This is a genomic window from Acrocarpospora pleiomorpha (assembly GCF_009687885.1).
Lineage (GTDB): Bacteria > Actinomycetota > Actinomycetes > Streptosporangiales > Streptosporangiaceae > Acrocarpospora > Acrocarpospora pleiomorpha.
The window spans coordinates 138,211-165,206 of the sequence record NZ_BLAF01000017.1 but is presented as its reverse complement, the minus strand read 5'-3'; the positions used below and the strand labels follow the sequence as shown (position 1 = coordinate 165,206).

Genomic DNA, 26,996 nt, shown 5'->3' with positions numbered 1-26,996 from the left:
CGGGTTCATGTCACACCTTGGCCTCAACTTTCCTTCGGCCTTTTGACTCGGGGTGTCAATCCCGAAATATGTGCTGCGCGGCAGATGCGTACCGATCTGTTTGCTTATGTTCTCCTGCCCACAGGGAGGTGGCAGTTGAAACGTCTTCTCGCCCTCACCGCCGTCGTCGCGTTAGGCGCGGCGGCTCTGACGGCGCCGGCTCAGGCGGCACCCTCGTCGGCCGAGCCCGCGACCAGCAAGGAGTATGTGGTCCTTTACAAGGAGGGAGCCAGCGCGGCCGATGCCCAAAAGGCGATCCAGGCGGCCGGCGGCACCATCGTGAAGGTCAACACCGCGGTCGGGCTGGCCACGGTCAGCACCACCAACGCCGGCTTCGTCGACGCGATCAAGAGCAACCCGGCCATCGACGGGGTCGCCGGTAACCGGGTCATCGGCGCGGCCCCGGAAAGCGCCCGAGTCAAGGCCGACGTCCGCAAGGCCATCGAGGCCAAGGCCGTCGAGAAGGAAGGCCGGGGCCACGGCAAGTTCCCCAAGTGGAACCACAAGCCGTCCGCCGAGCCGCTGGACGACCTGCAGTGGGACCTCGACCAGATGAAGGCCAACGAGGCGCACAAGTACGAGAAGGGCGACAAGCGCGTGCTCGTCGGCATTCTCGACACCGGCGTCGACGGCACCCACCCTGACATCGCCCCCAACTTCAGCAACGCCCTCAGCCGCAACTTCACCGTCGACATCCCCACCGACGCCAACGGTGACCGGATCGACGGGCCGTGCGCCGAGGAGCCCGACGCCTCCTGCAACGACCCGGCCAACGTGGACGAGGACGGGCACGGCACCCACGTCGCCTCCTCGATCGCCTCGCCGTTGAACAAGCTGGGCGTGGCGGGCGTGGCCCCCAACGTCACGATCGTCAACATCCGGGCCGGCCAGGACTCGGGCTACTTCTTCCTGCAGCCCTCGGTGGACGCGCTCACCTACGCCGGTGACATCGGCATCGATGTGGTCAACATGAGCTACTACATCGACCCGTGGCTGTTCAACTGCGTCGACAACGCGGCGGACTCGGCGGAGGACCAGCTGGAGCAGGCCACCATCATCAAGGCCACCCAGCGGGCGCTCAACTACGCGCACCGCAAGGGCGTGACCCTGATCGCGGCGGCCGGGAACGGCGCCACCGACTACACCAAGACGCTGACCGACGCCTCCTCGCCGGACTTCGCCAGCACGCCTGGCGAGGCGCCGCGCAGCCGGACGATCCCGCCGAGCTGCATCTCGATGCCGAGCGAGGGCGACCACGTGGTGCCGGTCTCCTCCACCGGCATCAGCACCCGCAAGTCGTACTACTCCGACTACGGCAACGGGTACGTGGCCGTGGCCGCGCCCGGCGGCGACGTCTACGACACGCCGGGCAACACCCGGGACATCACCAAGGCGACACTCTCGGCGTATCCGGAATCGCTGGCCCGCGCCAACGGGGAGATCGACGAGAACGGCGACCCGACGGTCGAGTATGTGGTGAAGGACTGCCGGGGCAGCGTCTGCGCGTACTACCAGTACCTGCAGGGCACCTCGATGGCCTCGCCCCGCGCGGTCGGCGTGGCGGCGCTGATCGTCAGCAAGTACGGCCGCAACGGCCGGGGCGGCTTCGGCATGGACCCGGACGACGTGGAACGCGTGCTCAAGGCCACCGCCACCGACACCCGGTGCCCGGCCGGCGGCAGCTACACCTACACCCGTCACCTGCCGAGCGGCGCCACCGTGACCGCGACGCACACCTGTGAGGGCGGGAAGAGCAACAACGGCTTCTACGGTCAGGGCATCGTCAACGCCCTGCGCGCCGTAGGCCACTGAACCCGAAAGAGGCCCGCTCCCCAGCCAGGGGGGCGGGCCTCTTTCGTACGCTCAGGCGCTGAGCAGCTTGCGGATGCGGGCGGCGCCCACGGCCAGGAGCAGCGTCGGCAGCCGAGGGCCGGTGTCGCGGCCGACCAGCAGGTGGTAGAGGAGCGCGAAGAACGTCCGCTGGGCCACCTTGATCTCCGGCGTGGGGGACGCGTCCAGGGTGAGTCCCTGCTGGAGCTTGGGCACGCCGTACACCAGCTCGGTGAGACCCTCCAGGGACCAGTGCGCGTCCAGGCCCTCCAGCAGCAGGCGCAGCATGTTCCGCTCGGTGTCGCCGAGCCCGGCCAGCAGGGCGGTGTCGGGCTCCTCGCGCACCTGGGTGCGCTGGTCGGCGTCCATCTTCGTCTCCACCCACGCCTGCGCGCGGTCCAGCCGCGGCCGGACCTCCGCCAGCGCGGAGACCGGGTCGGCGGGGTCGAGGTCGCGCAGGATGCGCAGAATCTGCTCCTCGTGGCCGGTGGTCACGTCGACGATCGAGGCGAGCGTCCGGTACGGCACCGGCCGGGGCGTAACCGGCAGCTCGCCGGTGGCCGTGCGGGAGGCGCGGCCGAAGGCGGCCACGTCGGCGGGGGGCGCCGAGCCGTCCCCGATCTTGCGGCCGAGGGTGTCCCACTCGTCGTAGAGCCGGTAGATCTCCTGGTCGAAGGCGATCTTGAAGGACTGGTTGGGGCGGCGGCGCGCGTAGAGCCAGCGCAGGACCGGCGCCTCCATGATCTCCAGCGCGTCGGCCGGGGTCGGCACCGCGCCCCGGGAGCTGCTCATCTTGGCCATGCCGCTGATGCCGACGAACGCGTACATCGGGCCGATGGGCGGGTCCTGGCCGAACACCTCGCGGACGAGCTGGCCGCCGACCACGAACGAGGAGCCGGGCGAGCTGTGGTCCACGCCGGACGGCTCGAAGACCACGCCCTCATAGGCCCAGCGCATCGGCCAGTCGACCTTCCACACCAGCTTGCCCCGGTTGTGCTCCGACAGCCGCACGGTCTCGGCGTGCCCCTCGGCGCAGACGTAGGACAGCTCGGTGGTCTCGTCGTCGTACGACGTCACCGTGGTGGTGTCTTTGTCGCAGAACGAGCAGTACGGCTTATAGGGGAAATATCCCGCCGCGGTGGCGCCGTCGTCCTCCGTGGCCGCGCCGGAGCCCTCGGCCGCGGCCAGCGCCGCCTCCTCGTCGGCCCCCTGCCGCGCTACCGCGCCCGGCTTGGCCTTCGTGCGATACCGCCCCAGGACGGCGTCGATGCGCCCGCGCTCCCGCATCGCCAGCAGGATCTGGTCCCGGTAGGCGCCGGAGGTGTAGCGCTCGGTCTGGCTGATGCCGTGCACCTCGATGCCGAGTTCCTTCATCGCCGCCACCATCGGGGCCTTGAAGTGCTCGGCCCAGGTCGCGTACGGACTGCCGGTCGGCGCCGGAACCGTGGTCAGCGGCTTGCCGATGTGCTCAGCCCAGGACGGGTCGACACCGGCGGGAACCTTGCGGAACCGGTCGTAGTCATCCCAGGACAGCAGGTGCACGCAGTCGTAGCCCCGGCGGCGGATCTCGTCGGCCACCAGGTGCGGCGTCATCACCTCGCGCAGGTTGCCCAGGTGGATCGGACCCGACGGGCTGAGACCGGAGGCGCAGACGATGGGTTTGCCGGACCCCCGGCGCTCCGCTTCCGCGATGACCTCGTCCGCGAAGCGAGAAACCCAGTCGACCTCGTTACGCTCAGCCACGATCGAATAGTCCTTCCAGGAACCGTCCCATGATGTACGGCCAAGCCTACCGGGACCGCCCACCACCCCCTGGCCATGATCAGGACGGCAGCCCTAACTTGATCGTGGTGTTCGTTATGGAGGCGTGGGCCCGGGATATCGCCGTGGAGATCGCCGCAGCCGGCCGGCCGAGATCGATGGTGGCGGCGGCCGTGTCGAGGAGGGCTTCGGCGATGCGAAGGTCGGCGGTGAGCTCGCTGAGCCGTTCGGGGACGGGTGCGGGAAGCCAGGGGACATGTTCGGACCAGGTTCGAGTGGCCTCGGTCAGCATGCGTTTGGCGATGCCCAAGTCGATCGCGGCATTGAGAAGCGGGGCGAGGGGGCCCGGCCGCGTGGGTGGGTGATCGGCGGGCCATCGTCCGGCCAGGACGTCCTCGAAGGGGCCGCCGCACGCGCGGAGGGATTCGACGGTGAGGGTGTGGGCGCGGTAGCGCTGGGCCAGGGCGGGGTCGGCTGTCGCGAGGGTGAGCAGGACCTTTGTCAGGATGCGTACGCTCACGTCGGCCCCGCCGGATGAGCGCGGGACTCTGATCGCGAGCAGGCCGCTGGCCTGGAGCGCGGCGTCGTTCAGCGTGAGGGCGCGGGCCACGGCGAGGGCCTCGAAGCCGTCAGCGAGCACGGGAACAGCGCGGCGAAGGGACAGGGCCATGGTCCACCTCCTGAGGAATTTCATGTATATCAGGTAGGCAATGCCATAAAAAGCCTGTTGACGGCAAAACCCTTATTTCCTACAGTCTAAGTAGGTAATGAGAGCCGACGCCAAGCCCCGGCTGGTCGGCCGGCAACCCCCGCGCTCGCATGGGGTGCCCCGGGGAAACCTGGCGGCGAGCGACCGCTTCGCCGCAAAGCGCGGGCCTCCGGGCTCATGGTCGTGGAGGCCCGCTCCGGCGTGCCTCCCGGAGAAGGTGATCTCCTTGTCGCTCAACCGCCGCCTCGCCATCCCGGTGCTGACAGCACTGCTAGCTCTCACCGCCTGTGGAACCTCGGCCAGCCCGGCCACCCCGGCGGCCCAGGCCCCGGCGGGCGCGCCCGCCAGTGGCGGAACGCTCGTCTTCGGCGTCAACACCGAGCCGATCAACCTGGATCCGCACGCCAGCCCGCAGGACGTGACCGGCCTGTTCACCCGTCCCGTGCTCGACTCGCTGGTGGCGCTCGACGACAAGGGCGGCATCCATCCGTGGCTGGCCACCTCGTGGGAGATCTCCGAGGACGGGAAGACCTACACCTTCACGCTGCGCGAGGGGGTGAAGTTCAGCGACGGCGGCGTCTTCGACGCGGCGGCGGTCAAGGCCAACCTGGACCACATCGTCGATCCGAAGACCAAGTCGCAGCTGGCCGCCGCCGCCTTCGGGCCGTACGAGGGCACCAAGGTGATCGACGCGCGGACCGTGGAGGTGTCGTTCAGCAAGCCGTACTCGCCGTTCCTGGCGGCGCTGGCCACCGCGTACTTCGGGATCCAGTCGCCGAAGGCGCTGGCCGAGGGGCCGGAGGCGCTGGCCAAGAAGGTGGTGGGGACCGGGCCGTTCGTCATCGACGCCTTCGTGCCTCACCAGGGCATCACCTATCACCGCAACCCGGACTACGACTGGGCTCCGGAGGGCGCCAAGCACGCCGGTCCCGCGTACCTGGAGAAGCTGGAGATCAAGGTGCTCACCGAGGACGCGGTCCGGCTGGGCGCGCTCACCAGCGGGCAGATCGACGCGATCGCCAGCGTGCCGCCGGTCAACGTCAAGCAGGTGGAGGCCGATCCCAAGCTGGCCATCGTGCGCAAGCAGGCGCCGGGCGGCAACTACAACTACTACCCGAACACCGCCTCGGGGGTTTTCGCCGACCAGAAGGTCCGGCAGGCGTTCCGGGACGGCATCGACTTCGCGACCATCGTCGGCAAGCTCTATTTCGGCACCTTCGACGCGGCGTTCAGCCCGGTCTCCCCGGCCACCCAGGGCTACGACGCGGCGACCGAGTCCCAGTGGCGTTACAACCCGGAGGGCGCGGCGAAGCTGCTGGACGAGGCGGGCTGGACGGGCAAGGACGCCGAGGGGTACCGCACCAAGGACGGCGCGCGGCTGACCGTGCGCTGGCCGTTCCTGAAGTCGTTCGCCCGGGAGCAGCGCGGCACGCTCGCCGAGCAGATCCAGGCCGAGGCGAAGAAGATCGGCTTCGAGGTGGTCTTCACCGACGTGACGGCGACGGACTTCGCGCCCAAGGCCATCGCCGGTGACTACGACCTGGTCGACTTCAGCTGGCAGCGCGCGGACGGGGACACGCTGCGCAACCTGTTCGCCATCTCCAACATCCCGAGCGGCACGTTCTTCGGGCAGAACCTGGCCCGCTACGACGACGCCGAGGTGGACGGCTGGCTGAGCGACTCGCTGGCCACCACGGACCTGGCCGAGCGGGCCGCCCTGTACGCCAAGGTCCAGCAGAAGGTGAACGCCGACGCGGCGGTCTTCCCCGTGTACGTCTTCAACTACCTGCTGGGCGTGTCGAAGAACGTCCGGGACATCGGCTGGGAGCCGCAGGCGTACCCGACCTTCTACGACGCCTGGGTGTCCAAGGCATGATCCGGAGGATCCTGACCAGGATCGGCACCTCGGTGCTGGTGCTCTGGGGGGCGGTGACGGTCTCCTTCACCGCCCTGCACCTCACGCCGGGCAACGTGGTGGACGTCCTGATCGGCAGCTCGATCGTGACGCCCGAGGTGCGGGCGCAGATCATCGCCGACTACGGGCTCGACGCCCCGCTGTCCGTCCAGTACGCGACCTATCTGGGCCGGGTGCTGCGCGGGGACCTCGGGCAGTCCTACCAGCTGCACGAGTCGGTGGCGACGGCGATCGGCACCCAGCTGGGGCCCTCGATCCAGCTGGCCGGGGCCGCCCTGCTGGTGGCGGTGACGGCGGCCACGACGCTGGCGCTGCTCACCGCCCGCAGGAAACGCTGGATCCGGGGCCTGTCCTCGGGCCTGGAGCTGATCGGCGTCTCGATCCCGACCTTCTGGGCGGCGATCCTGCTGCTGACCGTCTTCTCCTTCCAGCTCGGCTGGTTCCCCGCGGTCGGCGACGACAGCGGCGCCAGCCTGGTGCTCCCGGTCATCGCGGTGGCCATCCCGATCACCACGATGCTCACCCAGATGATGCGGGAGAGCCTGGAGCTCACCCTGGAGGAGCCGTTCGTGCTGACCGCGCGCTCGCGCGGCATGTCCGATCTGGGAGTACGGCTCCGCCACGCGCTCCGGCACGCCCTGGTCCCGGCGGTGACGCTGCTCGGCTGGGTGATCGGCCTGCTGGTGGGCAGCATGGTGGCGGTCGAGCAGATCTTCTCCCGGCAGGGCCTCGGCCAGCTCACCCTGACCGCCGTGACCGGCAAGGACCTGCCGGTGGTGATGGGCGTGGTGCTGGTCACGGCCGTGCTGTACGTGGTGGTCAACATCTTGATCGACCTGCTCTACCTGGTGATCGACCCGCGGCTGCGGAGCGCCGCGTGAAGGCCCGCGTGGGGGTGGGCGCGGCGTCGGTGACGCTGGCCCTGATCACGCTGGCCGCGCTCGCTCCGGCCCTGCTGGTGGACGGCACCCCGGACCAGGCGGACGCGCTGGCCGCGCTGGAGGGCCCGAGCGCCGACCACCTGTTCGGCACGGACGCCAACGGCCGCGACGTGTTCACCCGCATCGTCTACGGGGCCGCGCCGTCGCTGCTGGCCGGGCTGGGCGCGACCGCGCTGGCGGTGGCGGTCGGCACGGCGCTGGGCCTGCTGGCGGCGCTCGGCGGCCGGGCGCTGGACGAGATCGTGATGCGCCTGGTGGAGGTGGTGCTGGCGCTGCCGACGCTGCTGCTCGCCCTGCTGGTGATCACCATCACCGGCCCGGGCACGGTCAACGTGATCCTCGCCATCGCCCTGTACACCGCGCCCAGCTACGCCCGCCTGGTCCGGGCCCAGACGATGGTGATCCGCAGGGCCGGTTTCGTGGAGGCGGCCACCTCGCTCGGCCTGAGCCAGGGCCGGATCATCCTGCGCCATGTGCTGCCGAACGCGTTCGCGCCGCTGCTGGTGCTGGCCACCATCGAGGTCGGTACGGCGCTGGTGGCCGCCGCCTCGCTCAGCTACCTGGGTCTCGGCCCGCAGCCGCCCGCGCCGGAGTGGGGCGCGATGCTCTCCGGCGGCCGGGATTACTTCTCCGTCGCGTGGTGGATCGCCATCTTCCCTGGCGTGGCGATCACCCTGACCGTGCTGTCCATCACGGTGGTCGGGCGGCACCTGCAACGGCTGGTCGAAGGGAGAACGTCATGACCGAACCGGTCGTCGAGGTCGCCGATCTGCATGTTTCGTTCGGCGCGCTGGAGGCGGTGCGGGGGGTGTCGTTCGCGGTGCACCCCGGGGAGTGCGTGGCGATCGTGGGCGAGTCCGGGTCGGGCAAGAGCGTCACCGCCCGCACCCTGCTCGGCCTGGCCGGCGAGGAGGCCCGGGTCAGGGCCGGCGCGCTGCGGGTGGAGGGCGTGGACGCCTCGGGCTTCTCCGAGCGGCAGTGGCGGTCGATCCGCGGGCGGCGCATCGGGTTCGTGCTCCAGGACGCGCTGGTCTCGCTCGACTCGCTCCGCCCGGTCGGCAAGGAGATCGCCGAGACGCTCCGCCTGCACCGCGCGGTCCCCCGCGCGGCCATCCCCGGGCGCGTCCTGGAGCTGCTCGACGAGGTCGGCGTGCCCGAGCCGGAGCGACGGGCCCGGCAGTACCCGCACGAGCTGTCCGGCGGGCTCCGCCAGCGGGCGCTGATCGCCTCGGCGATCGCCTGCCACCCCCGGCTGCTGATCGCCGACGAGCCGACCACCGCGCTGGACGTCACCGTGCAGGCGCAGATCCTGCGGCTGCTGGCCGAGCGGCGGCGCGGCGGCACCGCGCTGCTGCTGATCAGTCACGACCTGGCGGTGGTGGCCGAGCTGGCCGACCGCATCCTGGTCATGAAGGACGGCGTGGTGGTGGAGAGCGGCCCCGCCGGACGGGTGCTGCGCGAGCCGGAGCATCCGTACACGCGGGGCCTGCTGGCGGCGATCCCGACCGAGGAGTCCAAGGGCGCCCGCCTGTCGGCCACCACCGCTCCCGAGGTACGGCGTGTGCCCCCGGGCGAGGTGGTGATCGAGGCGCGCGACCTGGCCAAGTCCTTCAAGGGCCGGGTCGCCGTGGACGGCGTCTCGTTCGAGCTGCGCGCCGGGGAGACGCTGGGCATCGTCGGCGAGTCCGGCTCGGGCAAGACCACGACCGCCCGGCTGGTGCTCGGCCTGCTCGCCCCCGACCGGGGGTCCGTCGAGATCGACGGGCAGCCGTGGGCGGGGCTCACCGCCCGGCGGAAGCGGGAGCTGCGGCGGCACATCCAGGTCGTCTACCAGGATCCGCTCAGCTCCTTCGACCCCCGGTTCAGCGTGCGCCGCATCCTGGACGAGGCCCTCGACGTCGGCGGCGAACCCCGGGCCACCCGCCGCGACCGCGCGGTGGAGCTGCTCGAACAGGTCGGTCTTGACGCGAGCGTGCTGGAGCGGCGGCCGTTACGGCTGTCCGGCGGGCAGCGGCAGCGGGTGGCGATCGCCCGCGCGCTGGCCCCGCGCCCGCGCGTGATCGTCTGCGACGAGCCGGTGTCGGCCCTGGACGTGTCCATCCAGGCCCAGGTGCTGGACCTGCTCACCGACCTGCAGGCCGAGCTGGGCGTCGCCTACCTGTTCATCTCCCACCATCTCGGCGTCGTGCACCACGTCAGCGATCGGGTGCTGGTGATGAAGGACGGGCGGGTGGTCGAGTCCGGCGACGTCCGCCAGGTCCTCACCGCGCCCGCCGCCGACTACACCCGCGAACTACTGGCCGCCGTTCCCCGGCTCGACACCACCGCACCTCTGGTCAGGAGGGCTTCATGACCAAGCAGATCCATCTCGCCGCCCATTTTCCCGGCGTCAACAACACCACCGTCTGGTCCGATCCGCGCTCGGGCAGCCAGATCGACTTCGACTCCTTCCGGCATCTCGCCCAGACCGCCGAGCGCGGGAAGTTCGACTTCTTCTTCCTGGCCGAAGGGCTGCGGCTGCGCGAGATGAAGGGCCGCATCCACGACCTGGACGTGGTGGGCCGCCCCGAGTCGCTGACCGTGCTGGCGGCCCTGTCCGCCGTCACCACCCGTCTCGGTCTTGCGGCCACGGTCAACTCGACCTTCAACGAGCCGTACGAGGTGGCCCGCAGGCTGGCCTCGCTCGACCACCTGAGCGGCGGCAGGGCCGCCTGGAACGTCGTGACCAGCTGGGACGCCTTCACCGGCGAGAACTTCCGGCGCGGCGGCTACCTGGCGGAGACCGACCGGTACACCCGGGCCGCCGAGTTCCTTCAGACCGCCAGGGAACTGTGGGACTCCTGGGCGCCCGACGCGGTCACCGCGGCGGACGGGCAGTTCATCCGCCCGGGAGGCATCAGCACCTTCCACCACGACGGCCGGCATTTCACCATCACCGGCCAGTTCAACGTGCCCCGCCCGCCGCAGGGCCACCCGGTGATCATCCAGGCGGGGGACTCGGACGAGGGCCGCGACTTCGCCGCCTCCTCCGCCGACGTCATCTTCAGCCGCCACAGCAAGCTGGAGGAAGGCCGCGCCTTCTACCGCGACGTCAAGAGCCGCCTCCCCCGGTACGGCCGGCGGCCCGGCGATCTGAAGATCCTCCCCGCCGTCACCTACGTCCTGGGCGACACCCAGGAGGACGCCGCCGAACGCGCCGCCGAGATCCGCAGGGCCCAGGTCAGCCCGCAGACCGCGATCTCCTTCCTGGAGGGGGTGTGGGGGCGCGACCTGTCCGCGTACGACCCGGACGGGCCGCTGCCCGACCTGGAACCGGACCTCGGGCCGGGCGTGTCCGAGGGCAGGGCGCAGTTCCGCGGCGACCGGGGCGCGGTGGCGGCCAAGTGGCGGGCGCTGGCCGAGGAGAAGAACCTGTCCATCCGGGAGCTGGTCATCGAGACGGCCGCCCCGCAGACCTTCGTCGGCACGGCGGCCTCGGTGGCCGAGGAGATCAACACGTTCGTGCAGACCGACGCCGCCGACGGCTTCATCTTCGTCCCGCACCTGACCCCGGGCGGCCTGGACGACCTGGTCGACCAGGTCGTCCCGCTGCTGCAGGAGAAGGGCGTCTTCCGCGCCGACTACACCGGCCCCACCCTGCGCGACCACCTCGGCCTCACGAAGGAGCTGTCATGACGTTGCACCTCGCCGTAGCCCTGGACGGAGCCGGGTGGCACCCCGCCGCCTGGCGCGCCGAGGGCGCCCGCCCTGACCGGCTGTTCACCGCCGGATACTGGGCCGAGCTGGTCGTGGAGGCCGAGCGCGGCCTGCTCGACTGGGTCACCTTCGAGGACTCGCTCGGCCTCCAGTCGTCCCGGTTCGACGCCCCCGACGACCGGCTCGACCAGGTGCGCGGGCGGCTGGACGCGGTCCTGCTGGCCGCCGCGCTGGCGCCGCTGACGTCCAGGATCGGGCTGATCCCGACCACCATCGTCACCCACACCGAGCCGTTCCACGTGGCCATCGGCATCGCCTCGCTGGACCACGCCAGCCGGGGCCGGGCGGGCTGGCGGCCGCGGCTGTCGGCCCGGCCGGACGAGGCCGCGCACTTCGGGCGGCGCGAGTTCCCGCCGCTGGACGTGGCCGACGTGGCGCGGATCCGGCGACTGTTCGGGGAGGCGGCCGACGCGGTGGAGGTGGTGCGGCGGCTCTGGGACAGCTGGGAGGACGACGCCATAATCCGCGACGCGGCGACCGGCCGGTTCGTCGACCGGGACCGGCTGCACTACATCGACTTCCAGGGCGAGTGGTTCGACGTGAAGGGCCCGTCGATCACGCCCCGGTCGCCGCAGGGGCAGCCGCTGGTGACCTCGCTCGGGCATGACGTCGTGCCGTACGAGTTCGCGGCGCGCGGCAGCGATGTCGTCTATGTGACGCCGCAGGACAAGGACGACGCGCGGCGGATCGTCGGGCAGGTCAGGGAGGCGGAGGCGGCTGTCGGCCGGACCGGGCCCGAGCTGAAGGTCTTCGCCGACCTGGTGGTGTTCCTGGGGGGTGACAAGGCCCGTCTGGACGACCTTGACGGCGCGGCGCTGGTCTCGGACGCGCACATCTTCGAGGGCACGCCGGAAGGGCTCGCCGACCTGCTGGCGGGCTGGCGGGACGCGGGCCTGGACGGGTATCGCCTGCGTCCCGGGGTGCTCCCCGGCGACCTGGCCGCGATCACCCAGGGGCTGGTGCCGGAACTCCAGGCCAGGGGCTTGTTCCGGAAGGCGTACGAGACGGCGGATCTGCGCGGGCGGCTGGGCCTGGCGCGGCCGGTCAGCCGGTATGCGAGGGCGTCGTGAAGTTCCTCGCGATGACGCTCGCCTTCCACACGCCGCATCCGATCACCGGCGAGCTGAAATCCACGAACCAGCGGTTCCGCGAGGTGGTCGCGAGCGCGGTGCGGGCCGAGGAGCTGGGCTTCGACGGGTTCGGCTTCGGGGAGCGGCACGAGCGGCCGTTCCTGTCGTCCTCGCCGCCGGTGGTGCTCGGCCACATCGCCGCGCGCACGTCCAGGATCCGGCTGTTCACGGCCGTGACCACGCTCAGCCTGCTGGACCCGGTGCGGGCCTTCGAGGACTACTCGACGCTCGACCATCTGTCCCGCGGGCGGCTCGACCTGATGATCGGCAAGGGCAACGGGACCGCCCAGGCGGAGCTGTTCCACGTGACCGAGCAGGATCAGTGGGACCGCAACCGGGAGAGCTATGAGCTGTTCCGGCGGCTCTGGCGTGAGGACAAGGTGACCTGGTCCGGGCGGTTCCGGCCGTCGCTGGAGAACGCCGAGGCGCTGCCCCGGCCGTACCAGCGGCCGATCAGGGTCTGGCACGGCAGCGCGACCAGCAAGGAGTCGGTCGACCTGGCCGCCTACTACGGCGACCCGCTGTTCTCCGCCAACGTCACCAATCCGGTCGAACCGTACGCCGAGCTGGTCAGGTACTACCGGGAACGGTGGGAGCACTACGGCCACGACCCGGCGGATGTGCTGGTCGGGGCCGGCAGCGCCGGTTACTACAGCACCCCCAAGTCCCAGGACGCGATCGAGACCTACCGGCCGATCTTCAACGCGCGGCTGAAGTTCTTCGCCGCGCGCGGCCTCGACCCGGTCTTCACCAGCCTGGAGGACGCCATCGAGCGCAGTTCCATCCTGATCGGCAGCCCGCAGCAGATCATCGACAAGGTTCTCTGGTACCACCAGCGGCTCGGCCACGAGGTCATGCACCTGTCCGCCGAGGCCGACGGGCTGACCGACGCCCAGCACCGGGACTCGCTCGAACTGTTCCAGGGCGAGATCGCCCCCGTGCTCCGCAAGGAAATCCCCAGCAGGCCTTTGACCCCCGGAGGGCTCGCATGACCAAGCTGTCCATTCTCGACCTGGCCCCCATCGTCTCCGGCGGGAGCGCCAGGCAGTCGCTCAGGAACACCATCGACCTGGCCCGGCGGGCGGAGGCGGCGGGCTACCACCGCTACTGGCTGGCCGAGCACCATCTCACCCCCGGGGTGGCCAGCTCGGCCCCGGCCGTGCTGATCGGCCTGGTCGCCGCCGCCACCGAGCGGATCCGGGTGGGTTCCGGGGCGGTGCAGCTCGGCCACCAGACGGCGCTCGCCGTGGTCGAGCAGTTCGGCACCCTGGACGCCCTGCACCCGGGGCGCATCGACCTCGGGCTCGGGCGGTCCGGCCAGCGGGCCAAGGAGATGAGCGCGGCGCCGCCTCCCCCGCCAACCACCGAGTCGCGGATCGTGAACGGGCTGCTCATCCCGCCGCCGTTCTCGTTCGCGTCGATCGCCAAGTCGCCGATCATCCGGCTGTGGGCGTCGCTGCTGCAGCAGCCCGGCGCGGAGTCGCCGGACTTCGCCGACCAGGTCGCCGACATCCAGGCGTTCATCGACGGGACGTACCGGTCGGAGGAGGGGTTCGAGGCGCACGCCCAGCCCGGGGAGGGGGCCGATCTGGAGTTGTGGATTCTCGGCAGCAGCGCCGGGCAGAGCGCCCAGGTGGCCGGGGAGCGTGGGCTGCCGTTCGCGGCCAACTACCACGTCAGCCCGGCCAGCGTGCTGGAGGCGGTGGAGGCCTACCGGGACGCGTTCAAACCCTCGGAGGTGCTGGCCGCGCCGCATGTCATGGTCTCCGCCGACGTGGTGGTGGCCGAGAGCGACGCGGAGGCGCGGCGGATCGCGGAGCCGTACGGGCTGTGGGTGCGCAGCATCCGCACCGGCGCGGGGGCGATGGCGTTCCCGTCGCCGGAGGAGGCGGCGGCCTTCGAGTGGAGCGAGGAGGACCGGGCGCTGGTGGCCGACCGGCTGGACACCCAGTTCGTCGGCTCGCCCGACACCGTGGTCGAGCGGCTGCGGGTGCTGCGCGAGGCGACCGGCGCCGACGAGCTGCTGGTCACCACGATCACTCATGACCATGGCGACCGGGTCCGCTCGCACGAGCTGCTGGCCGCCGCCTGGGGAGACGGTCCCAGCTGACGGCGGCGAGCAGCTCCTTCGTGTACGGATGAGCGGGCGACCCGAACACCTCGGCGGCGTCGCCGCTCTCCACGATCCGGCCGTCCTTCATGACCGCGATCCGGTCGCTGACGTGACGGATGACGCCGAGATCGTGGGAGATGAACAGCATGGCCACGCCCAGGTCCCGTTGGAGCGCGGCCAGCAGGTCGAGGATCTGGGCCTGGATGGAGACGTCGAGGGCGGACACCGGCTCGTCGCAGACGATCACGTCCGGCCTGGCGGCGAGGGCGCGGGCGATGGCGACGCGCTGGCGCTGGCCGCCCGACATCTCCAGCGGACGCCGTCCCAGCAGGGTGGCGGGCAGGCCGACCTGGTCCAGGAGTTCGGCCACCCGGGCCGGGCGCTCGCGGCGCGGCAGGCCGGTCAGGGCCACCGCCTGGCCGAGGATGCGGCCGACCGGATGGCGGGGGTCGAAGGAGCCGAGCGGGTCCTGGTAGACGGCCTGGATCCGGCGCCGCCCGGCCCGGCGGTCCCGTTCCCGGACGCCGCTCCACGACCGGCCGCCCAGCAGGACCCGGCCCTCGTCCGGTTCCAGCAGGCCGAGCGCGATCCTGGCCACGGTGGTCTTGCCGGACCCGGACTCGCCGACCAGGCCGAGGGTCTCGCCCGCCCTGAGCTCGAACGACACGTCGTCGACCGCCTGCTGGTGCCCGTCCGGGGTGCGGAACCGCCGGAACACGCCCTCCACCGAAAGCTGCACGGGACCTCGTTCGCGCGGCGCCGTCGCGCGGGCGCCCGGCACGGCGGCCAGCAGCGCCCGCGTGTACGGGTGCCGGGGCTCCGCGAGAACCTCGGCCGCCGTGCCCTCCTCGACTATCCGCCCTTCGTGCATGACCGCGATCCGGTCCGCCAGGCGGGCCACGGCGGCGAGGTCGTGGCTGATCAGCAGCAGCCCGGAGCCGGCATCCCTGAGTCGGCCGAGCAGGTCGAGGATCTGCGCCTGGACGGTGGCGTCGAGCGCGGTGGTGGGCTCGTCCGCGACCAGCAGGGACGGGCCCGCGGCCAGCACGGAGGCGATCAGGGCCCGCTGCCGGAGGCCGCCGGAGAGCTCGTGCGGGTGCTGCCTGGCGCGCCGCCCGGGATCGGGGACGCCCACCTCGGACAGCAGCGAGAGCACCCGCCCGGGGCGTTCGGCCCGGTCCGCGACCCGATGCACGCGGAGGGTTTCCGCCACCTCGGCGCCGACGGTCCTGAGCGGGTCGAGCGAGACCAGCGCGTCCTGCAGGATGAGCCCGATCCGCCGCCCGCGCACGGCCCGCCAGCCGGTCTCGGTCAGCGCCGTCAGATCCTCGCCCTCGAAGGTGAACGCCCTGGCCCGGACCGACGCCCGGTCCCCCGCCAGGCCGACCAGGGCGCGCGCGGTGACGCTCTTGCCCGAGCCGGACTCGCCCACGATGGCCAGGCACTCGCCGGGCGCCACCTGGAACGACACGCCGCGCACGGCGGGCACGGCGCCGAAGGACACCTCCAGACCGTCGACCTGGATCATGACGTCCTCCGGGTGAAACGCCGCTGCGCGGCACGGCCGAGCACGTTGACGGCGATCACCGTGGCGGTGATCGCGGCGCCCGGGAACAGCCCGATCCACCAGGCGGTCGCCAGGAAGTCGCGGCCCTCCGCCAGCATCGCGCCCCATTCGGGGTCGGGCGGCTGGACCCCGAAGCCGAGGAAGCTCAGCCCCGACCCGGCGATGAGCGCGGTGCCGAAGCCGACGGTGGCGAGCACCAGGAGCGGGCCGACGGCGTTGGGCAGGATGTGGCGCGCGATCAGCGCCGGACGGCCAAGCCCGAGGCCTTTGGCCGCCTCCACGTAGCCCGACCGCCGGACCACCAGGGCTTCGGCGCGGACGATTCGGGCGTACCCGGGGGTAAAGGCGACGGCGATGGCCAGCACCACGTTGGCCACGCCCCCGCCGAGCACGGTGATCACCAGGAGCGCGAGCAGCAGCTGGGGCAGCGAGAGCAGGATGTCCAGGACCCGGGTGACGATCTGGTCGGCCGCCCGGCCGCCGAGCGCCGCCGCCAGGCCGAGCAGCGCGCCGGCGGCGACGGCCAGCACGGTGGCGCCGAGGCCGAGCAGCAGGGACGGCCGGGCGCCGTGCACGACGCGGGTGAACAGGTCGCGGCCGAGCTGGTCGGTGCCGAACCAGTGCCCGGGGCCGGGCGGCAGCAGCGCGTTCACGGGGTCGATGGCGATCGGCGAGACGGCGGCGAGCAGCTCGGGAGCGGCGGCGGCGACCAGGATCGGGGCCAGGACCGCCCAGGCGAGCGGCAGTGACCAGCGCCGCCCGGGAACTCTGGTCAGGGTGAGCGCCGTCATGCCCGCACCCGGGGGTCGATGACCCGGTACAGGAGATCGACGAGGTTGGAGATGACCACGAACACCAGCGCCGACAGCAGCACCACGCCCATCACCACCGGCATGTCCTTGTTGTCCACCGCCTGCAGGGTGAGCGCGCCGATGCCCGACCGGCCGAACACCGTCTCCACCAGCACGGCCCCGCCGAGCAGGGTGCCCACCAGCCACCCGGTGAGGGTGGCCAGCGACGACGCGGCGTGCCGGAGCGCATGGCGCAGCCGTACCGCCGTCTGGCTCAGGCCCCGCGCCCGGGCCGTGACGGCGAACGGCTGCGCCAGCGCGGCCTCCAGGCCCTCGCGCAGCACCTGGGCGAGGACCCCGGCGATCGGCAGCGCCAGCGTGAGCGCGGGCAGCACCAGCGCCGGGAGGTCCTGGGCGCCGATCACCGGGAAGATCGGGAGCTGGAAGGAGAACGCGGTCAGCAGCAGGATGCCCAGCCAGTAGGAGGGCAGCGAGACCGCCACCAGCTCCCAGGCCGTGGCCGCGGCCCGGACCTGGCGGCGCCGTCCCGCCGTCGCCACCGCGGAGACCAGGGCGATCAGCACGGCCGCCGCCATCGCGGCCGCGGCCAGCTGGACGGTTGGGCCGAGCTGGTCGCCGATCAGCTGCCAGACCGGCCGCTGGAGCTGGTAGGACGAGCCGAGGTCGCCGGTGACGACCCGGCCCAGGTAGGCGAGGTAGCGCGCCAAAGGTGGCTGGTCGAGACCGAGTTCGGCCTTGATCTGGGCGCGCACCTCGGCCGAGGCGGTGGTGGCCGGACCCAGCAGGGTCGAGACGGTGTCGCCGGGGATGAGCTGGAGGGAGACGAAGGCGAGGGTCGCGGCGCCGTACAGCACCGCGAGCCCCGCGCCGACGCGTTTCGCCAGGGTTCGCACCGTTGTTCTCACTGGGTGGTCTTGCCGAGCCAGACGTCGTAGAAGAGCGGCCAGGCGTTGGCGTCCAGGGTGAGCCCCCGGACCTGCTTGCCCAGGCCGAGCACCTGCGACTGGGTGTAGACGGGGATCACCAGGGCGAGGTCGACGGCGCGTTGCTGGGTGCGGCCGTAGACGTCCGCGCGGACGGCCTCGTCGAGGGTGGCCCTGCCCTGGTCGGTCCACTTGGTCAGGTCGGGGTCGTTGAGGAAGGTGGCGTTCTGGCCGCCCTCCTGCGGGCGGCTGGCGCCGTTGAACAGCAGCCACAGCACGTCCGGCTCGAACCGGGACCAGCTGTAGTCGGCCAGGTCGGCCTTGCCGCCGTAGACCCGCTCCAGGTAGGTGCCGATGTCGGCCTGCGGGCGCTTGACCTCCACGCCGATCTTCTTCAGGTCGGCCTGGAACGCCTGGCCGAGGATGTCCCGCTGGTCGCGGACGTACTGGGCGGGCAGCAGCGGCCAGTCGACGACCAGGCGCTCGCCGTCCTTGACGCGGTAGCCGTCGGCGTCTCTGGCGGTCCAGCCGGCTTCGTCGAGCAGCTTGCCGGCCAGGGCCGGATCGTACGGCCAGCTGTTCTCCAGCGCCGGGTTGTAGCCGGGCGTGGTCGGGGCCAGCGGGCTCCATGCGCGCTTGAAGTGGCCGAAGTAGAGCGCCTTGACGTTGGTGTCGATGTCGATGCCGCGCTGGAGTGCCTTGCGGACCTTCTCGTCGTTGAGCGGGGCCTTGGAGGCGTTCAGGTAGATGCTGTAGTTGCCGCCGGGATAGTCGGCGTTGAGCAGGGTCAGGGCGGCGTTGCCCTCGATGGTCCCGGCGTTGGCCGGGGGGATCGCGGCGGCGACGTCGATCTGGCGGCTGGTCAGCGAGCCGACCCGGACCGAGGCCTCGGGCAGGAACCGCACGGTCAGCTGGTCCAGGTAGGCGGGCCCGGTGTGCACGGCCGTCTTCGGCGGCCAGGCGTAGCCGGGGTTGCGGGTGAAGACCGCCTGCCGGCCCTTGGCGTACTCGGTGAAGACGAACGGCCCGGTGCCCACCCCGGCCGGTCCGCCGGAGCCGAGCGTGGCGGCGTTGGCCGCGATCGTCTTGGGCGAGTAGAAGCCGAGGTAGGCGGTGCTGGCCGCCTGCAGGAAGGGCGCGAACGGGGCGGAGAACTCCACCGTCACCGTGTGCGGGTCTATGATCTTCGTTCCGGTGTACGGCCCGAGCAGGCTGGCGGCCAGCTGCGACTTGGTGGCAGGGTCGGCGATCCGGTCGAAATTGATCTTCACGGCTTCTGCGTCGAAGGGCGTGCCGTCGTGGAACTTCACGTCCTTACGCAGGTGGAAGGTGTAGCTCTTCAGGTCGGGGGCGACCTCCCAGGACTCGGCCAGCCACGGGTGGAACTTCCCGGCGGCGTCCTCCGCGATCAGGGAGTCGAAGACGTTGCGCAGGATCGCCCCTGTGATGTCCTGGGAGCTGACGTGGACGTCGAAGGAGACCGGCTCGGTGTCGGCCGCGAACGTCAGGGCGCCGCCCTTGACCGGCGCGGCCGACGTGCTCCCCGCGCCGGAGGGTTCCGCCGGAGCGCCGCCGCAGGCGACGGCCAGGAAGACGGCCAGGCTCGCGATGGCGGCCTGCCGTGACAATCGAAATGTTCTGGGCACGTGCATTTCACCGCTCCGGCGGGGTCGGAAACATTATTGGGTAATGACGGAAATCGGAATTCGACTTTCGCCGGAAGGCTATTGCGGGCCGACCGGAGCGGATACCCCTAGAAGCCCCTAACCGGTATTTCCGGCGGATCGCGGATATCGCGGCACGGAAACGCGCCGCCCGATTCGCCAGCCACCCGGAGTGCGTTCGAGGACGTCCAGATAGTCGCCGTTGTGCACGCTGCCGTCTGGCAGGACGGCGAGGTAGCGGCTGCGTGCCCGGACGGTTCCGTCGGCGTCCACGGACACGTGCGTGTCGAGAGTGTGGTGGTCAGGCGCGTCCTCGCCCAGGCCGACCGCGAGCTCGCCGATGGCGACCAGGCCCTCGATGGTGCGCCCCGCTCCCCGGGTCAGCTCGATCACCGCGTCCTCGGTGAACACCAGGCCCAGCTCGGCGACCTCCTTGTTGTCGAAGACGTGCGCGAACAGGGCGAGCGTCTGGCGAATGTTCCCGACGTCCTCGGGCGACAATTCATCCATTTGCCGACTCGCGCGGGGAAATCTGCTGAAGAATTCCCAGCCGATCCGGCAGGACGTTGTAGCGCACGATCTTTCCCGCCCGGAAGGTGATCCAGCTGATGCTGTTACCGGTGAAATGGCGGCCGCTCGGCGGCGCGCCGAAGAGCGGCCGCCGCTGAACGCCCTCGATCCGCCAGAAGACCACCACCCGGTCCCCCTCCGCGACCAGGTCGGTGACAGTGGCCTTGACGCCCTCGACGGTGTCCCAGACGCCTTGCACGTGGGCGCGGAAGTCGTCCCTGCCGCCCCTGCCGCCCTGGACCGTCTCGTCGACCGCGTCCTCGGCGACCAGTTCGTCCAGCAGTTCCGGGCGGCGGAAGGTGATCAGCTCCTCGTACAGCCGCCGGGCCGTCTCCTTGTTCTGTTCGACGCTCATGAGCGCTCCTATCGGGGTGAGTCGCCCGGGTACGCGGGCGGGAGGAGGATGCCGTTGTTGGCGCTGAGGCCTCCGTCGACGGGGATGGTGACGCCGGTCACGTAGGAGGAGGCCGGGGAGGTCAGGAACCAGACGACCTCGGCCTGCTCGCGCGGCTGCGCCCAGCGCCGCTGCGGGATGCGCTCGGTCACGGCAGGGCCGAGCGTGGGATGGGCGAGCACTCCGGCGGTCAGCGCGGTCACCGTCCCGCCGGGGGCGATGGCGTTGATCCGGATGTTCTCCACCGCGTAGTCGATCGCCAGCCCGCGCACCAGATTGACCAGTGCCGCCTTGGACGCGTTGTACGCCCAGGTGACCGGATCGCCGCCGAGCCCGGAGATAGAGGAGGTGACCACGATGGAGCCGCCCCCGGACGCGCGCAGCGCGGGCAGCGCGGCCCGCACGCCCAGGACCGCGCCGCGCACGTTGACGGCGAGGATCCGGTCGAACCGCTCGATCGCGCCCGGCGACTCCAGCGGGCCGACGCCGCTGACGCCCGCGTTCAGGACGACCGCGTCCAGCCGCCCGAACCGGTCGAGCGCGAGCTCGACCAGGGCGGCATTGGTGTCCTCGGTGGAGACGTCCCCGGCCAGCGTGGCGATCCCGTCGCCGGCCAGTTCGCCGGCCAGTTCGTCCAGGCCCGCCTTGTCGACGTCGACGGCCACCACCCGCGCGCCCCGCTCGGCGAACAGCTCCGCGGTGGCTCTGCCGATCCCGGCGGCGGCGCCGGTGACGGCCACGACCTGTACGCTCATGTGCTCCTCTTCTCGATGGATTCGATCCAGCGGCGGACGGCCGCCACCGTGGTGCCGGAGTGTTCCTCCAGCACGGTGAAGTGGTCGCCCGGCACGTCGGCGGTCTCGTGCGGCAGCGGCCAGAAGGCCCGCCAGTCGAGCCGGCCGGTGGGGTCGACGATGGTGCCGCGCAGCGGCTGGTCGGCGCGGACGACCAGGGTGGGGGCGTCGATCGGCTTGGGTTGCCACCCGGCCAGGATCCGGCCGTAGCCGCCCATGGTGGTGAGACTGGCGTCGCTCCACACCATGCGGTAGCGCTCGATGCGCTCCAGCATCCCGGTGAGCATCGCCTTGAGCCACCAGTCCCGCATGCCCTCCAGCGACGCGCTCTCGATCGGGTAGGAGTCGATCAGCACCAGCCCGGCGGCGGGCACCCCCCGGTTCTCCAGCTCGGCCGCCACCGAGTGCGCCACGCACCCGCCCATCGACCGGCCCACGATCATGTACAGGCGGTCGCCGACCAGCCGGGCCACCGTGTCGGCGTGCATCTGGACGAACGTCTCCTCGCTGTCCGGGAGCAGGTCCTCCGGGTCATAGCCGGGGGACGGCACGACGTGCACGTCGCGCTCGCCGGTGAGGGCGTGGCCGAAGCGGGCGTACTCGTGCGGGCCGGAGATGGCGCTGACGGCCGGGAAGCAGATGAGCGCGATCGGCGCGGGGCCCTCGGCGAGCCGGATCGGGTCCAGTGTGTGCTCCCGGGCCTGCCCGGCGGTGAAGCTCGACCGCAGGCGCGAGGCCACGCCGATCAGCTCGGCCGCCGCCGCGTACTCGCCCTTGGCGCACAGCCGCCGGTAGAGGTCGGCGAGCGGGCCCTGCGGGACCGTCTCGGCGAGTTCCGGCTCGGGCGCGGTGGCCAGTCTCGTCAGCAGGTACGCGGTGAGGGCGCCGGTGGTGCCGTGGTCGAAGGTGACCGTGGCGGGCAGCCGCAGGCCGGTCACCGTGTCGAGCCGGTTGCGCAGTTCGACGGCGGTCAGCGAGTCGAGGCCGAGGTCGTTGAACGGGCGGTCGGGGGCGATCGTGGCGGCGTTCGCGCCGAGGACGGCGGCCACCTCGGCCGTGACCGCCGCCAGGGCGGCCTCCTCGCGGCGTTCCCCCGGGAGCCTGGCCAGGCGGTGGGCGAGCACGGGGCCCGTCTCCGCGCGGGTGCGGGCGGAGCGCCGTACCGGGCGGATCAGGGTGCGCAGCAGCGCGGGCGGCGGCTCGTCACGTGGCCGCAGGTCGAGGCGGGCCGGGACCAGGACCGGCTGGTCCAGCTGGAGCGCCGCGTCGAACAGGGCCAGCCCTTCCTCGGTGGTCAAGGCGCCGAGACCGGCGCGGGCCGCTCTGGCCCGGTCGGCGCCGGTGAGGTGGGCGGTGACGCCGGTCGGCCGCTCCCACAGGCCCCAGGCCAGCGAGACGCCCGGCAGGCCGAGCGCGCGGCGGTGCGCGGCCAGCGCGTCCAGGAAGGCGTTGGCGGCGGCGTACCCGCCCTGGCCTGGGCCGCCGAGGAGGCCGGCCGCCGAGGAGTAGAGGACGAAGGCGGCCAGATCGTGGTCGCGGGTCAGCTCGTGCAGCGCCCACGCGGCGTCCATCTTGGGGCGCAGCACCCGGCTCACCTGTTCCGGGGTCAGCGACTCGATCAGGCCGTCGTCCACCACGGCGGAGGCGTGCACGACCGCCGTCAGCGGGTGCTTTTGAGGGATCGCGGCCAGCACGGCGGCCAGCGCCGCACGGTCGGCGGCGTCGGCCGCGGCCATGGTCACCCGGGTTCCGAGGGCGGTCAGTTCGGCCGTGAGCGCGGGGGCCAGGCTGCCGCGCCTGCCGAGCAGCACCAGGTGGCGGACGCCGCGCGTGGTCGCCAGGTGGCGGGCGAGCTCACCCGCCAGGGCGCCGGTGCCGCCGGTGATCAGCACGGTCCCTTCGGGGTTCCAGTCCCGGCCGCCGTCCCCGGCGGCGGCCCGGGTGAGTCGTGGCGCGAGCGCCTTCCCGTCTCGTACGGCGAGCTGGGGTTCACCGGAACCGAGCGCGGCGGCCACCGCCCAGCGCACGGCGTCCGGCCCGGAGGCGGCGACGTCGACCAGGGCGATCCTGCCCGGATGTTCGGCCTGGGCGGACCTGATCAGGCCCCAGATCGGCGCGACCAGCAGGTTCGGGCTTTCCTCGGGGGTGGTGGCGACGGCGTACCTGGTGACCACCACGAGGCGGGACGAGCCGTCGCCGGCCAGCCATTCGCGCACGCGGTCCAGGACCCGGTCGAGGTGGGCGCGCACGGCCGCCCCGGGTTCGAGGTCGCGGAATTCCGCGCCGGTGACCTGCACCACGTGGGCGGGTTCCGCCGCGGTCGTGGCTTCGACTTCCGTCCAGACCGGTTGGAACAGGGCGTCGTGCGCGGCGGGGCGCAGGCGGTCGGCGGTGACCAGCCGGGCCCTGAGGGACGCCACGCTCACGACCGGGGTTCCGGCGGCGTCGGCGGCGTGGAGGGACAGTTCCTCGGTGCCGCGCGGGGTGAGCCGGACCCGGAGGGCGGCCGCGCCGGAGGCGTGCAGCCGGACCCCGCCGTAGGAGAAGGGCAGGCGGTTCTGGCCTGGCGGGCTGTCCCGCAGGCCGTGGTGGGCCGCGATGTGCAGGGCTGCGTCGAGCAGGGCGGGGTGGATGCCGAAACGTGCGGCGTCGGCGTGCTCCGGCTCGGCCAGTTCCACCTCGGCCAGGAACTCGTCACCGGCACGCCAGGCGGTGCGGAGTCCCTGGAAGGCGGGTCCGTAGGTGAGACCGGCGGCCGCCAGCGTCGGGTAGACGTCATCGATCTGGACGGGGATAGCGCCTTCGGGCGGCCATGTCTCGAACTGGCCGCTCGGTTCGGGCGCTCCTTCCGGCGGGCGGGTCAGGAATCCGGCGGCGTTCCTGGTCCACTCGGTGGTTCCTTCCTGGCGGGAGTGGATGGTGACCGGGCGGCGGCCCGAATCGTCCGGGGTTCCGGTCGCGACCTGGACGTCTACCGAGCCCTGGCCGGGGAGCACCAGCGGGGTTTCGATCACGAGTTCGTCGAGGGTGTCGAGGCCTGTCTCGTCGCCGGCTCGGGCGGCGAGTTCGAGCAGGGCGGTGCCGGGGACGATGACGGTGCCCATGACGGCGTGGTCGGCCAGCCAGGGGTGGGTGCGCAGCGAGATCCTGCCTGAAAGCAGGACGCCGTCGGCGTCGGCCAGTACGGCGGCGGCGCCCAGCAGCGGGTGGCCGGCGGCGGTCAGGCCGAGGGCTGCCGGGTCGCCGAGGTGTTGCGTGGGGGGTTGCAGCCAGTAGCGGCTGTGCTGGAAGGCGTAGGTCGGGAGGTCGACTTTTCGTGCTTGCGGGAAGACGGCGTTCCAGTTGATCGGGCGGCCGTGGATGTGGGCGTGGCCGAGGGCAAGCAGGGCGGTGGCTTCCTCGGGCCGATCTTTGCGCAGCAGCGGGGCCAGGACCCGGCCCTCGGGGAGCGACTCGCGAGCCATCCCGGACAGAACGCCGTCAGGTCCCAGTTCTAGAAATGTCGTGACTCCGGCCGAGTCCAGGGCGGTTATGGCGTCGGCGAAGCGGACGGGCTCGCGTACTTGCCGTACCCAATAGTCCGGGTGAGTGACGCTGGTGATCTGGCCGGTCAGTGTCGACACCAGCGGGATCGAAGGCTCGCTGAAGGTCACCGATTCCAGGATTTGCCGGAATTCGCCCAGCATCGGTTCCATCCGGGCCGAATGAAACGCATGGCTGACCGTCAACCGCCGAGTCCGCCGCCTCCATGAGGAGACCACGGCTTCGACCGCGTCCTCATCACCCGTGATCACCAGCGACGAAGGGCCGTTGATCGCCGCGATCTCGACCCCCTGGGGGACCTCGTCCTCGCTCGCCTCGATCGCGGCCATCGCCCCACCCGACGGCAACGCCTGCATCAACCGGCCACGCGCCGCCACCACCTTCGCCGCGTCCGCCAGCGACCACACCCCCGCCACATGCGCCGCCGCCAACTCCCCGATCGAATGACCCGCCACAAAATCCGGAAATATCCCCCACGACTCCAACAGCCGGAACAGCCCGACCTGCAACGCGAACAGGCCCGACTGCGTATAGACGGTCTGGTCCAGCAACCCAGCCGAACCGAACACCACATCCCGAACCGAGACCCCGCTCAGTTCAGCCCCCGCAGAGACCGCATCCCGGCCGGAATGGCCGCTCAGATGAGCGTCCAACTCCTTGACGGCCTGGTCGAAAGCCTCGGCGAACACTGGGAACCGCTCGTAAAGCTCCCGGCCCATCCCCTCCCGCTGACTTCCCTGACCGGTGAACAGATAGGCCAGCGCCCGACCGGCACGACCGCTGACCACCTGACCCGAGGGTTCACCCGCCGCCAGCGACCGCAACCCGGCCAGCAACTCGCCACGCTCGGCAGCGACCACCACCGCACGCTCGTCGAGCACCGCACGACCGCTCGCCAGCGAATAGGCCACGTCGACGGGATTGAGATCGGCTGCCGCGAACTCGGCCAACCGCGCCGCCTGCCCCCGCAGACCAGCCAGACCACGCCCAGAGACCACCCAAGGCGCAAGAACGCCCGCCGACCACCGCGACGCCGACCCCGGCAATGCCGCATCGACACCGGAGCCACCGGCCACCCGCTGAGGGCGAGCGGCCAGGCGAGCTGGCGCCCCTCCCACCCCGGACGCGTTCGTGGATCCTGCCGCGGCCTCGGGCGACGGCGGCTCTTCGATGATCACGTGAGCGTTGGTGCCGCTCACGCCGAACGCCGACACCCCGGCCCGGCGGGTCGCGCCGGACCGCCATTCGCGCGCCTCCGTCAGCAGCCGCACCGATCCGGCCGACCAGTCCACATACGGCGACGGCTCATCCACATGCAACGTCCGCGGCAGCAACCCATACCGGATCGCCTGCACCACCTTGATCACACCACCGACCCCCGCCGCCGCCTGCGCGTGACCGATGTTCGACTTCAGCGAACCCAGCCACAACGGACGGCCCGCGTCGCGGCCCTGGCCGTACGTCGCGATGATGGCCTGAGCCTCGATCGGGTCGCCCAGGCTGGTTCCGGTGCCGTGCGCCTCCACCAGGTCCACGTCCGAAGCCGACAGCCGCGCGGCGGCCAGCGCCTGCTGGATCACCCGCTGCTGGGACGGCCCGTTCGGCGCGGTCAGCCCGTTGGAGGTGCCGTCCTGGTTCACCGCCGTCCCGCGTACGACCGCCAGCACCTCGTGGCCCAGCCGGAGCGCGTCCGACAGCCGCTCCACCAGCAGGAAGCCGACCCCTTCCGCCCAGCCGGTGCCGTCCGCCGCGCGGGCGAACGCCTTGCAGCGGCCGTCGGCCGACAGTCCCCGCTGGCGGGAGAACTCCACGAACCCCTGCGGGGTCGCCATCACCGACACGCCCCCGGCGAGCGCGAGATCCGACTCCCCCGACCGCAGCGACTGCGCCGCCAGGTGCAACGCGACCAGCGACGACGAGCAGGCCGTGTCCACCGTCACCGCCGGACCCTCGAACCCGAACGAGTACGCGATCCGCCCCGACGCCACGCTGCGCAGGGTGCCGATGCCCAGCTGCCCCTCCAGCTCCACCGGCAGCCCCGGCCCGACACCGTAGTCACCCCCGGCGAGCCCGGCGAACACGGCGGTACGGCTCCCGCGCAGCGCTTCCGGATCGATCCCCGCCCGCTCGAACGCCTCCCACGCGGTCTCCAGCAACAGCCGGTGCTGCGGGTCGGTGGCCAGCGCCTCCCGGGGCGAGATCCCGAAGAACTCCGCGTCGAACCCCGCCACATCCGCCAGGAAGCCCCCGTGCCGGGTGTAGGAGGTGCCGGGATTGTCGGGGTCAGGGTCGTACAGGGCGTCGAGATCCCAGCCCCGGTCGGCGGGGAACGGGGTCACCGCGTCGCGGCCGGCCGCGACCAGGTCCCACAGGTCCTCGGGCGAGGCCACGCCGCCGGGGAACCGGCAGGACATGCCCACGATCGCGACCGGCTCCCGGCGCGCCGACTCCACCTCGTGGAGCCGGGCCCGCAGGCTCTGGACATCGGTGATGGCGCGCTTCAGATAGTCGCGAAGCTTGTCGTCGTCGGCCATG

Annotated in this window: 19 protein-coding genes and 1 riboswitch; of the genes, 9 read left to right on the top strand and 10 right to left on the bottom strand. The window is 71.9% G+C overall.

From position 1 onward, the window contains the following. Positions 1–135 precede the first annotated feature (135 nt). The gene (locus Aple_RS17300) at positions 136–1,851 is read left to right on the top strand and encodes a S8 family serine peptidase (protein ID WP_246264534.1); all 1,716 of its coding nucleotides are present in this window, start codon (positions 136–138) and stop codon (positions 1,849–1,851) included. 51 nt (positions 1,852–1,902) lie between these two features. Here the strand turns inward: Aple_RS17300 and lysS are convergent, their stop codons facing one another. Together lysS and Aple_RS17290 are read right to left on the bottom strand one after the other, a co-directional pair. After that, the gene (gene lysS, locus Aple_RS17295; protein WP_174889843.1) at positions 1,903–3,612 is read right to left on the bottom strand and encodes a lysine--tRNA ligase; all 1,710 of its coding nucleotides are present in this window, start codon (positions 3,610–3,612) and stop codon (positions 1,903–1,905) included. A gap of 79 nt (positions 3,613–3,691) precedes the next feature. Further along, complete coding sequence (locus Aple_RS17290) at positions 3,692–4,300, bottom strand: acyl-CoA dehydrogenase (RefSeq protein WP_155345634.1); 609 nt, start codon at positions 4,298–4,300, stop codon at positions 3,692–3,694. A 93-nt stretch (positions 4,301–4,393) separates the two neighbouring features. Then, a riboswitch (SAM riboswitch) is annotated at positions 4,394–4,507 on the top strand. Positions 4,508–4,565: 58 nt separating this feature from the next. Here Aple_RS17290 and Aple_RS17285 point away from each other — a divergent pair. From Aple_RS17285 to Aple_RS17250, 8 genes are read left to right on the top strand one after another with little or no spacing between them, the layout of a single operon-like run. Continuing rightward, positions 4,566–6,215, top strand: coding sequence for an ABC transporter substrate-binding protein (locus tag Aple_RS17285; RefSeq protein ID WP_155345633.1), 1,650 nt, complete (start codon positions 4,566–4,568; stop codon positions 6,213–6,215). Continuing rightward, a complete protein-coding gene (locus Aple_RS17280) occupies positions 6,212–7,135 on the top strand; it encodes an ABC transporter permease (protein ID WP_155345632.1) in 924 nt (307 codons plus the stop codon). Before Aple_RS17285 ends, Aple_RS17280 begins: the two co-directional genes overlap by 4 nt. Continuing rightward, complete coding sequence (locus tag Aple_RS17275) at positions 7,132–7,938, top strand: ABC transporter permease (protein WP_155345631.1); 807 nt, start codon at positions 7,132–7,134, stop codon at positions 7,936–7,938. The genes Aple_RS17280 and Aple_RS17275 overlap by 4 nt, the downstream gene beginning before the upstream one ends. Beyond that, a complete protein-coding gene (locus tag Aple_RS17270; RefSeq protein WP_155345630.1) occupies positions 7,935–9,548 on the top strand; it encodes a dipeptide ABC transporter ATP-binding protein in 1,614 nt (537 codons plus the stop codon). The genes Aple_RS17275 and Aple_RS17270 overlap by 4 nt, the downstream gene beginning before the upstream one ends. After that, entirely contained in the window at positions 9,545–10,870 is a 1,326-nt protein-coding gene (locus Aple_RS17265) for an NtaA/DmoA family FMN-dependent monooxygenase (protein WP_155345629.1), read from the top strand. Before Aple_RS17270 ends, Aple_RS17265 begins: the two co-directional genes overlap by 4 nt. Further along, a complete protein-coding gene (locus tag Aple_RS17260; protein ID WP_155345628.1) occupies positions 10,867–12,021 on the top strand; it encodes an LLM class flavin-dependent oxidoreductase in 1,155 nt (384 codons plus the stop codon). The genes Aple_RS17265 and Aple_RS17260 overlap by 4 nt, the downstream gene beginning before the upstream one ends. Continuing rightward, the gene (locus tag Aple_RS17255; RefSeq protein WP_155345627.1) at positions 12,018–13,073 is read left to right on the top strand and encodes an LLM class flavin-dependent oxidoreductase; all 1,056 of its coding nucleotides are present in this window, start codon (positions 12,018–12,020) and stop codon (positions 13,071–13,073) included. The genes Aple_RS17260 and Aple_RS17255 overlap by 4 nt, the downstream gene beginning before the upstream one ends. Continuing rightward, positions 13,070–14,191 carry an LLM class flavin-dependent oxidoreductase gene (locus Aple_RS17250; RefSeq protein WP_155345626.1) on the top strand — a complete coding sequence of 374 codons (1,122 nt, stop codon included), beginning with the start codon at positions 13,070–13,072 and terminating at the stop codon, positions 14,189–14,191. Before Aple_RS17255 ends, Aple_RS17250 begins: the two co-directional genes overlap by 4 nt. Here the strand turns inward: Aple_RS17250 and Aple_RS17245 are convergent. The 8 genes from Aple_RS17245 to Aple_RS17210 form a co-directional block, all read right to left on the bottom strand. After that, the gene (locus tag Aple_RS17245; RefSeq protein WP_155345625.1) at positions 14,118–15,722 is read right to left on the bottom strand and encodes a dipeptide ABC transporter ATP-binding protein; all 1,605 of its coding nucleotides are present in this window, start codon (positions 15,720–15,722) and stop codon (positions 14,118–14,120) included. The two genes, Aple_RS17250 and Aple_RS17245, sit on opposite strands and share 74 nt — an antisense overlap. Then, entirely contained in the window at positions 15,719–16,552 is an 834-nt protein-coding gene (locus tag Aple_RS17240; RefSeq protein ID WP_155345624.1) for an ABC transporter permease, read from the bottom strand. The genes Aple_RS17245 and Aple_RS17240 overlap by 4 nt, the downstream gene beginning before the upstream one ends. After that, positions 16,549–17,466 carry an ABC transporter permease gene (locus Aple_RS17235; RefSeq protein WP_246264532.1) on the bottom strand — a complete coding sequence of 306 codons (918 nt, stop codon included), beginning with the start codon at positions 17,464–17,466 and terminating at the stop codon, positions 16,549–16,551. The genes Aple_RS17240 and Aple_RS17235 overlap by 4 nt, the downstream gene beginning before the upstream one ends. A gap of 8 nt (positions 17,467–17,474) precedes the next feature. Further along, the gene (locus Aple_RS17230; RefSeq protein WP_155345623.1) at positions 17,475–19,148 is read right to left on the bottom strand and encodes an ABC transporter substrate-binding protein; all 1,674 of its coding nucleotides are present in this window, start codon (positions 19,146–19,148) and stop codon (positions 17,475–17,477) included. Positions 19,149–19,259: 111 nt separating this feature from the next. Next, positions 19,260–19,670, bottom strand: a complete 411-nt coding sequence (locus Aple_RS17225; RefSeq protein WP_155345622.1) for a nuclear transport factor 2 family protein — start codon at positions 19,668–19,670, stop codon at positions 19,260–19,262. Continuing rightward, positions 19,663–20,085 carry an ester cyclase gene (locus Aple_RS17220; protein WP_155345621.1) on the bottom strand — a complete coding sequence of 141 codons (423 nt, stop codon included), beginning with the start codon at positions 20,083–20,085 and terminating at the stop codon, positions 19,663–19,665. The genes Aple_RS17225 and Aple_RS17220 overlap by 8 nt, the downstream gene beginning before the upstream one ends. Positions 20,086–20,093: 8 nt before the next feature. Beyond that, the gene (locus Aple_RS17215) at positions 20,094–20,879 is read right to left on the bottom strand and encodes an SDR family NAD(P)-dependent oxidoreductase (RefSeq protein WP_155345620.1); all 786 of its coding nucleotides are present in this window, start codon (positions 20,877–20,879) and stop codon (positions 20,094–20,096) included. After that, positions 20,876–26,995 carry a type I polyketide synthase gene (locus Aple_RS17210; RefSeq protein WP_155345619.1) on the bottom strand — a complete coding sequence of 2,040 codons (6,120 nt, stop codon included), beginning with the start codon at positions 26,993–26,995 and terminating at the stop codon, positions 20,876–20,878. Before Aple_RS17210 ends, Aple_RS17215 begins: the two co-directional genes overlap by 4 nt. Position 26,996 lies beyond the last annotated feature (1 nt).

Bases quoted from the DNA above. Each gene is read 5' to 3' on its own strand.
- Aple_RS17230 (WP_155345623.1), bottom strand. From the start codon at position 19,148: ATGCACGTGCCCAGAACATTTCGATTGTCACGGCAGGCCGCCATCGCG.
- Aple_RS17250 (WP_155345626.1), top strand. From the start codon at position 13,070: ATGACCAAGCTGTCCATTCTCGACCTGGCCCCCATCGTCTCCGGCGGG.
- Aple_RS17280 (WP_155345632.1), top strand. From the start codon at position 6,212: ATGATCCGGAGGATCCTGACCAGGATCGGCACCTCGGTGCTGGTGCTC.
- Aple_RS17265 (WP_155345629.1), top strand. From the start codon at position 9,545: ATGACCAAGCAGATCCATCTCGCCGCCCATTTTCCCGGCGTCAACAAC.
- Aple_RS17240 (WP_155345624.1), bottom strand. From the start codon at position 16,552: ATGACGGCGCTCACCCTGACCAGAGTTCCCGGGCGGCGCTGGTCACTG.
- Aple_RS17220 (WP_155345621.1), bottom strand. From the start codon at position 20,085: ATGAGCGTCGAACAGAACAAGGAGACGGCCCGGCGGCTGTACGAGGAG.
- Aple_RS17225 (WP_155345622.1), bottom strand. From the start codon at position 19,670: ATGGATGAATTGTCGCCCGAGGACGTCGGGAACATTCGCCAGACGCTC.
- Aple_RS17290 (WP_155345634.1), bottom strand. From the start codon at position 4,300: ATGGCCCTGTCCCTTCGCCGCGCTGTTCCCGTGCTCGCTGACGGCTTC.
- Aple_RS17215 (WP_155345620.1), bottom strand. From the start codon at position 20,879: ATGAGCGTACAGGTCGTGGCCGTCACCGGCGCCGCCGCCGGGATCGGC.
- Aple_RS17245 (WP_155345625.1), bottom strand. From the start codon at position 15,722: ATGATCCAGGTCGACGGTCTGGAGGTGTCCTTCGGCGCCGTGCCCGCC.
- Aple_RS17260 (WP_155345628.1), top strand. From the start codon at position 10,867: ATGACGTTGCACCTCGCCGTAGCCCTGGACGGAGCCGGGTGGCACCCC.
- Aple_RS17270 (WP_155345630.1), top strand. From the start codon at position 7,935: ATGACCGAACCGGTCGTCGAGGTCGCCGATCTGCATGTTTCGTTCGGC.
- Aple_RS17210 (WP_155345619.1), bottom strand. From the start codon at position 26,995: ATGGCCGACGACGACAAGCTTCGCGACTATCTGAAGCGCGCCATCACC.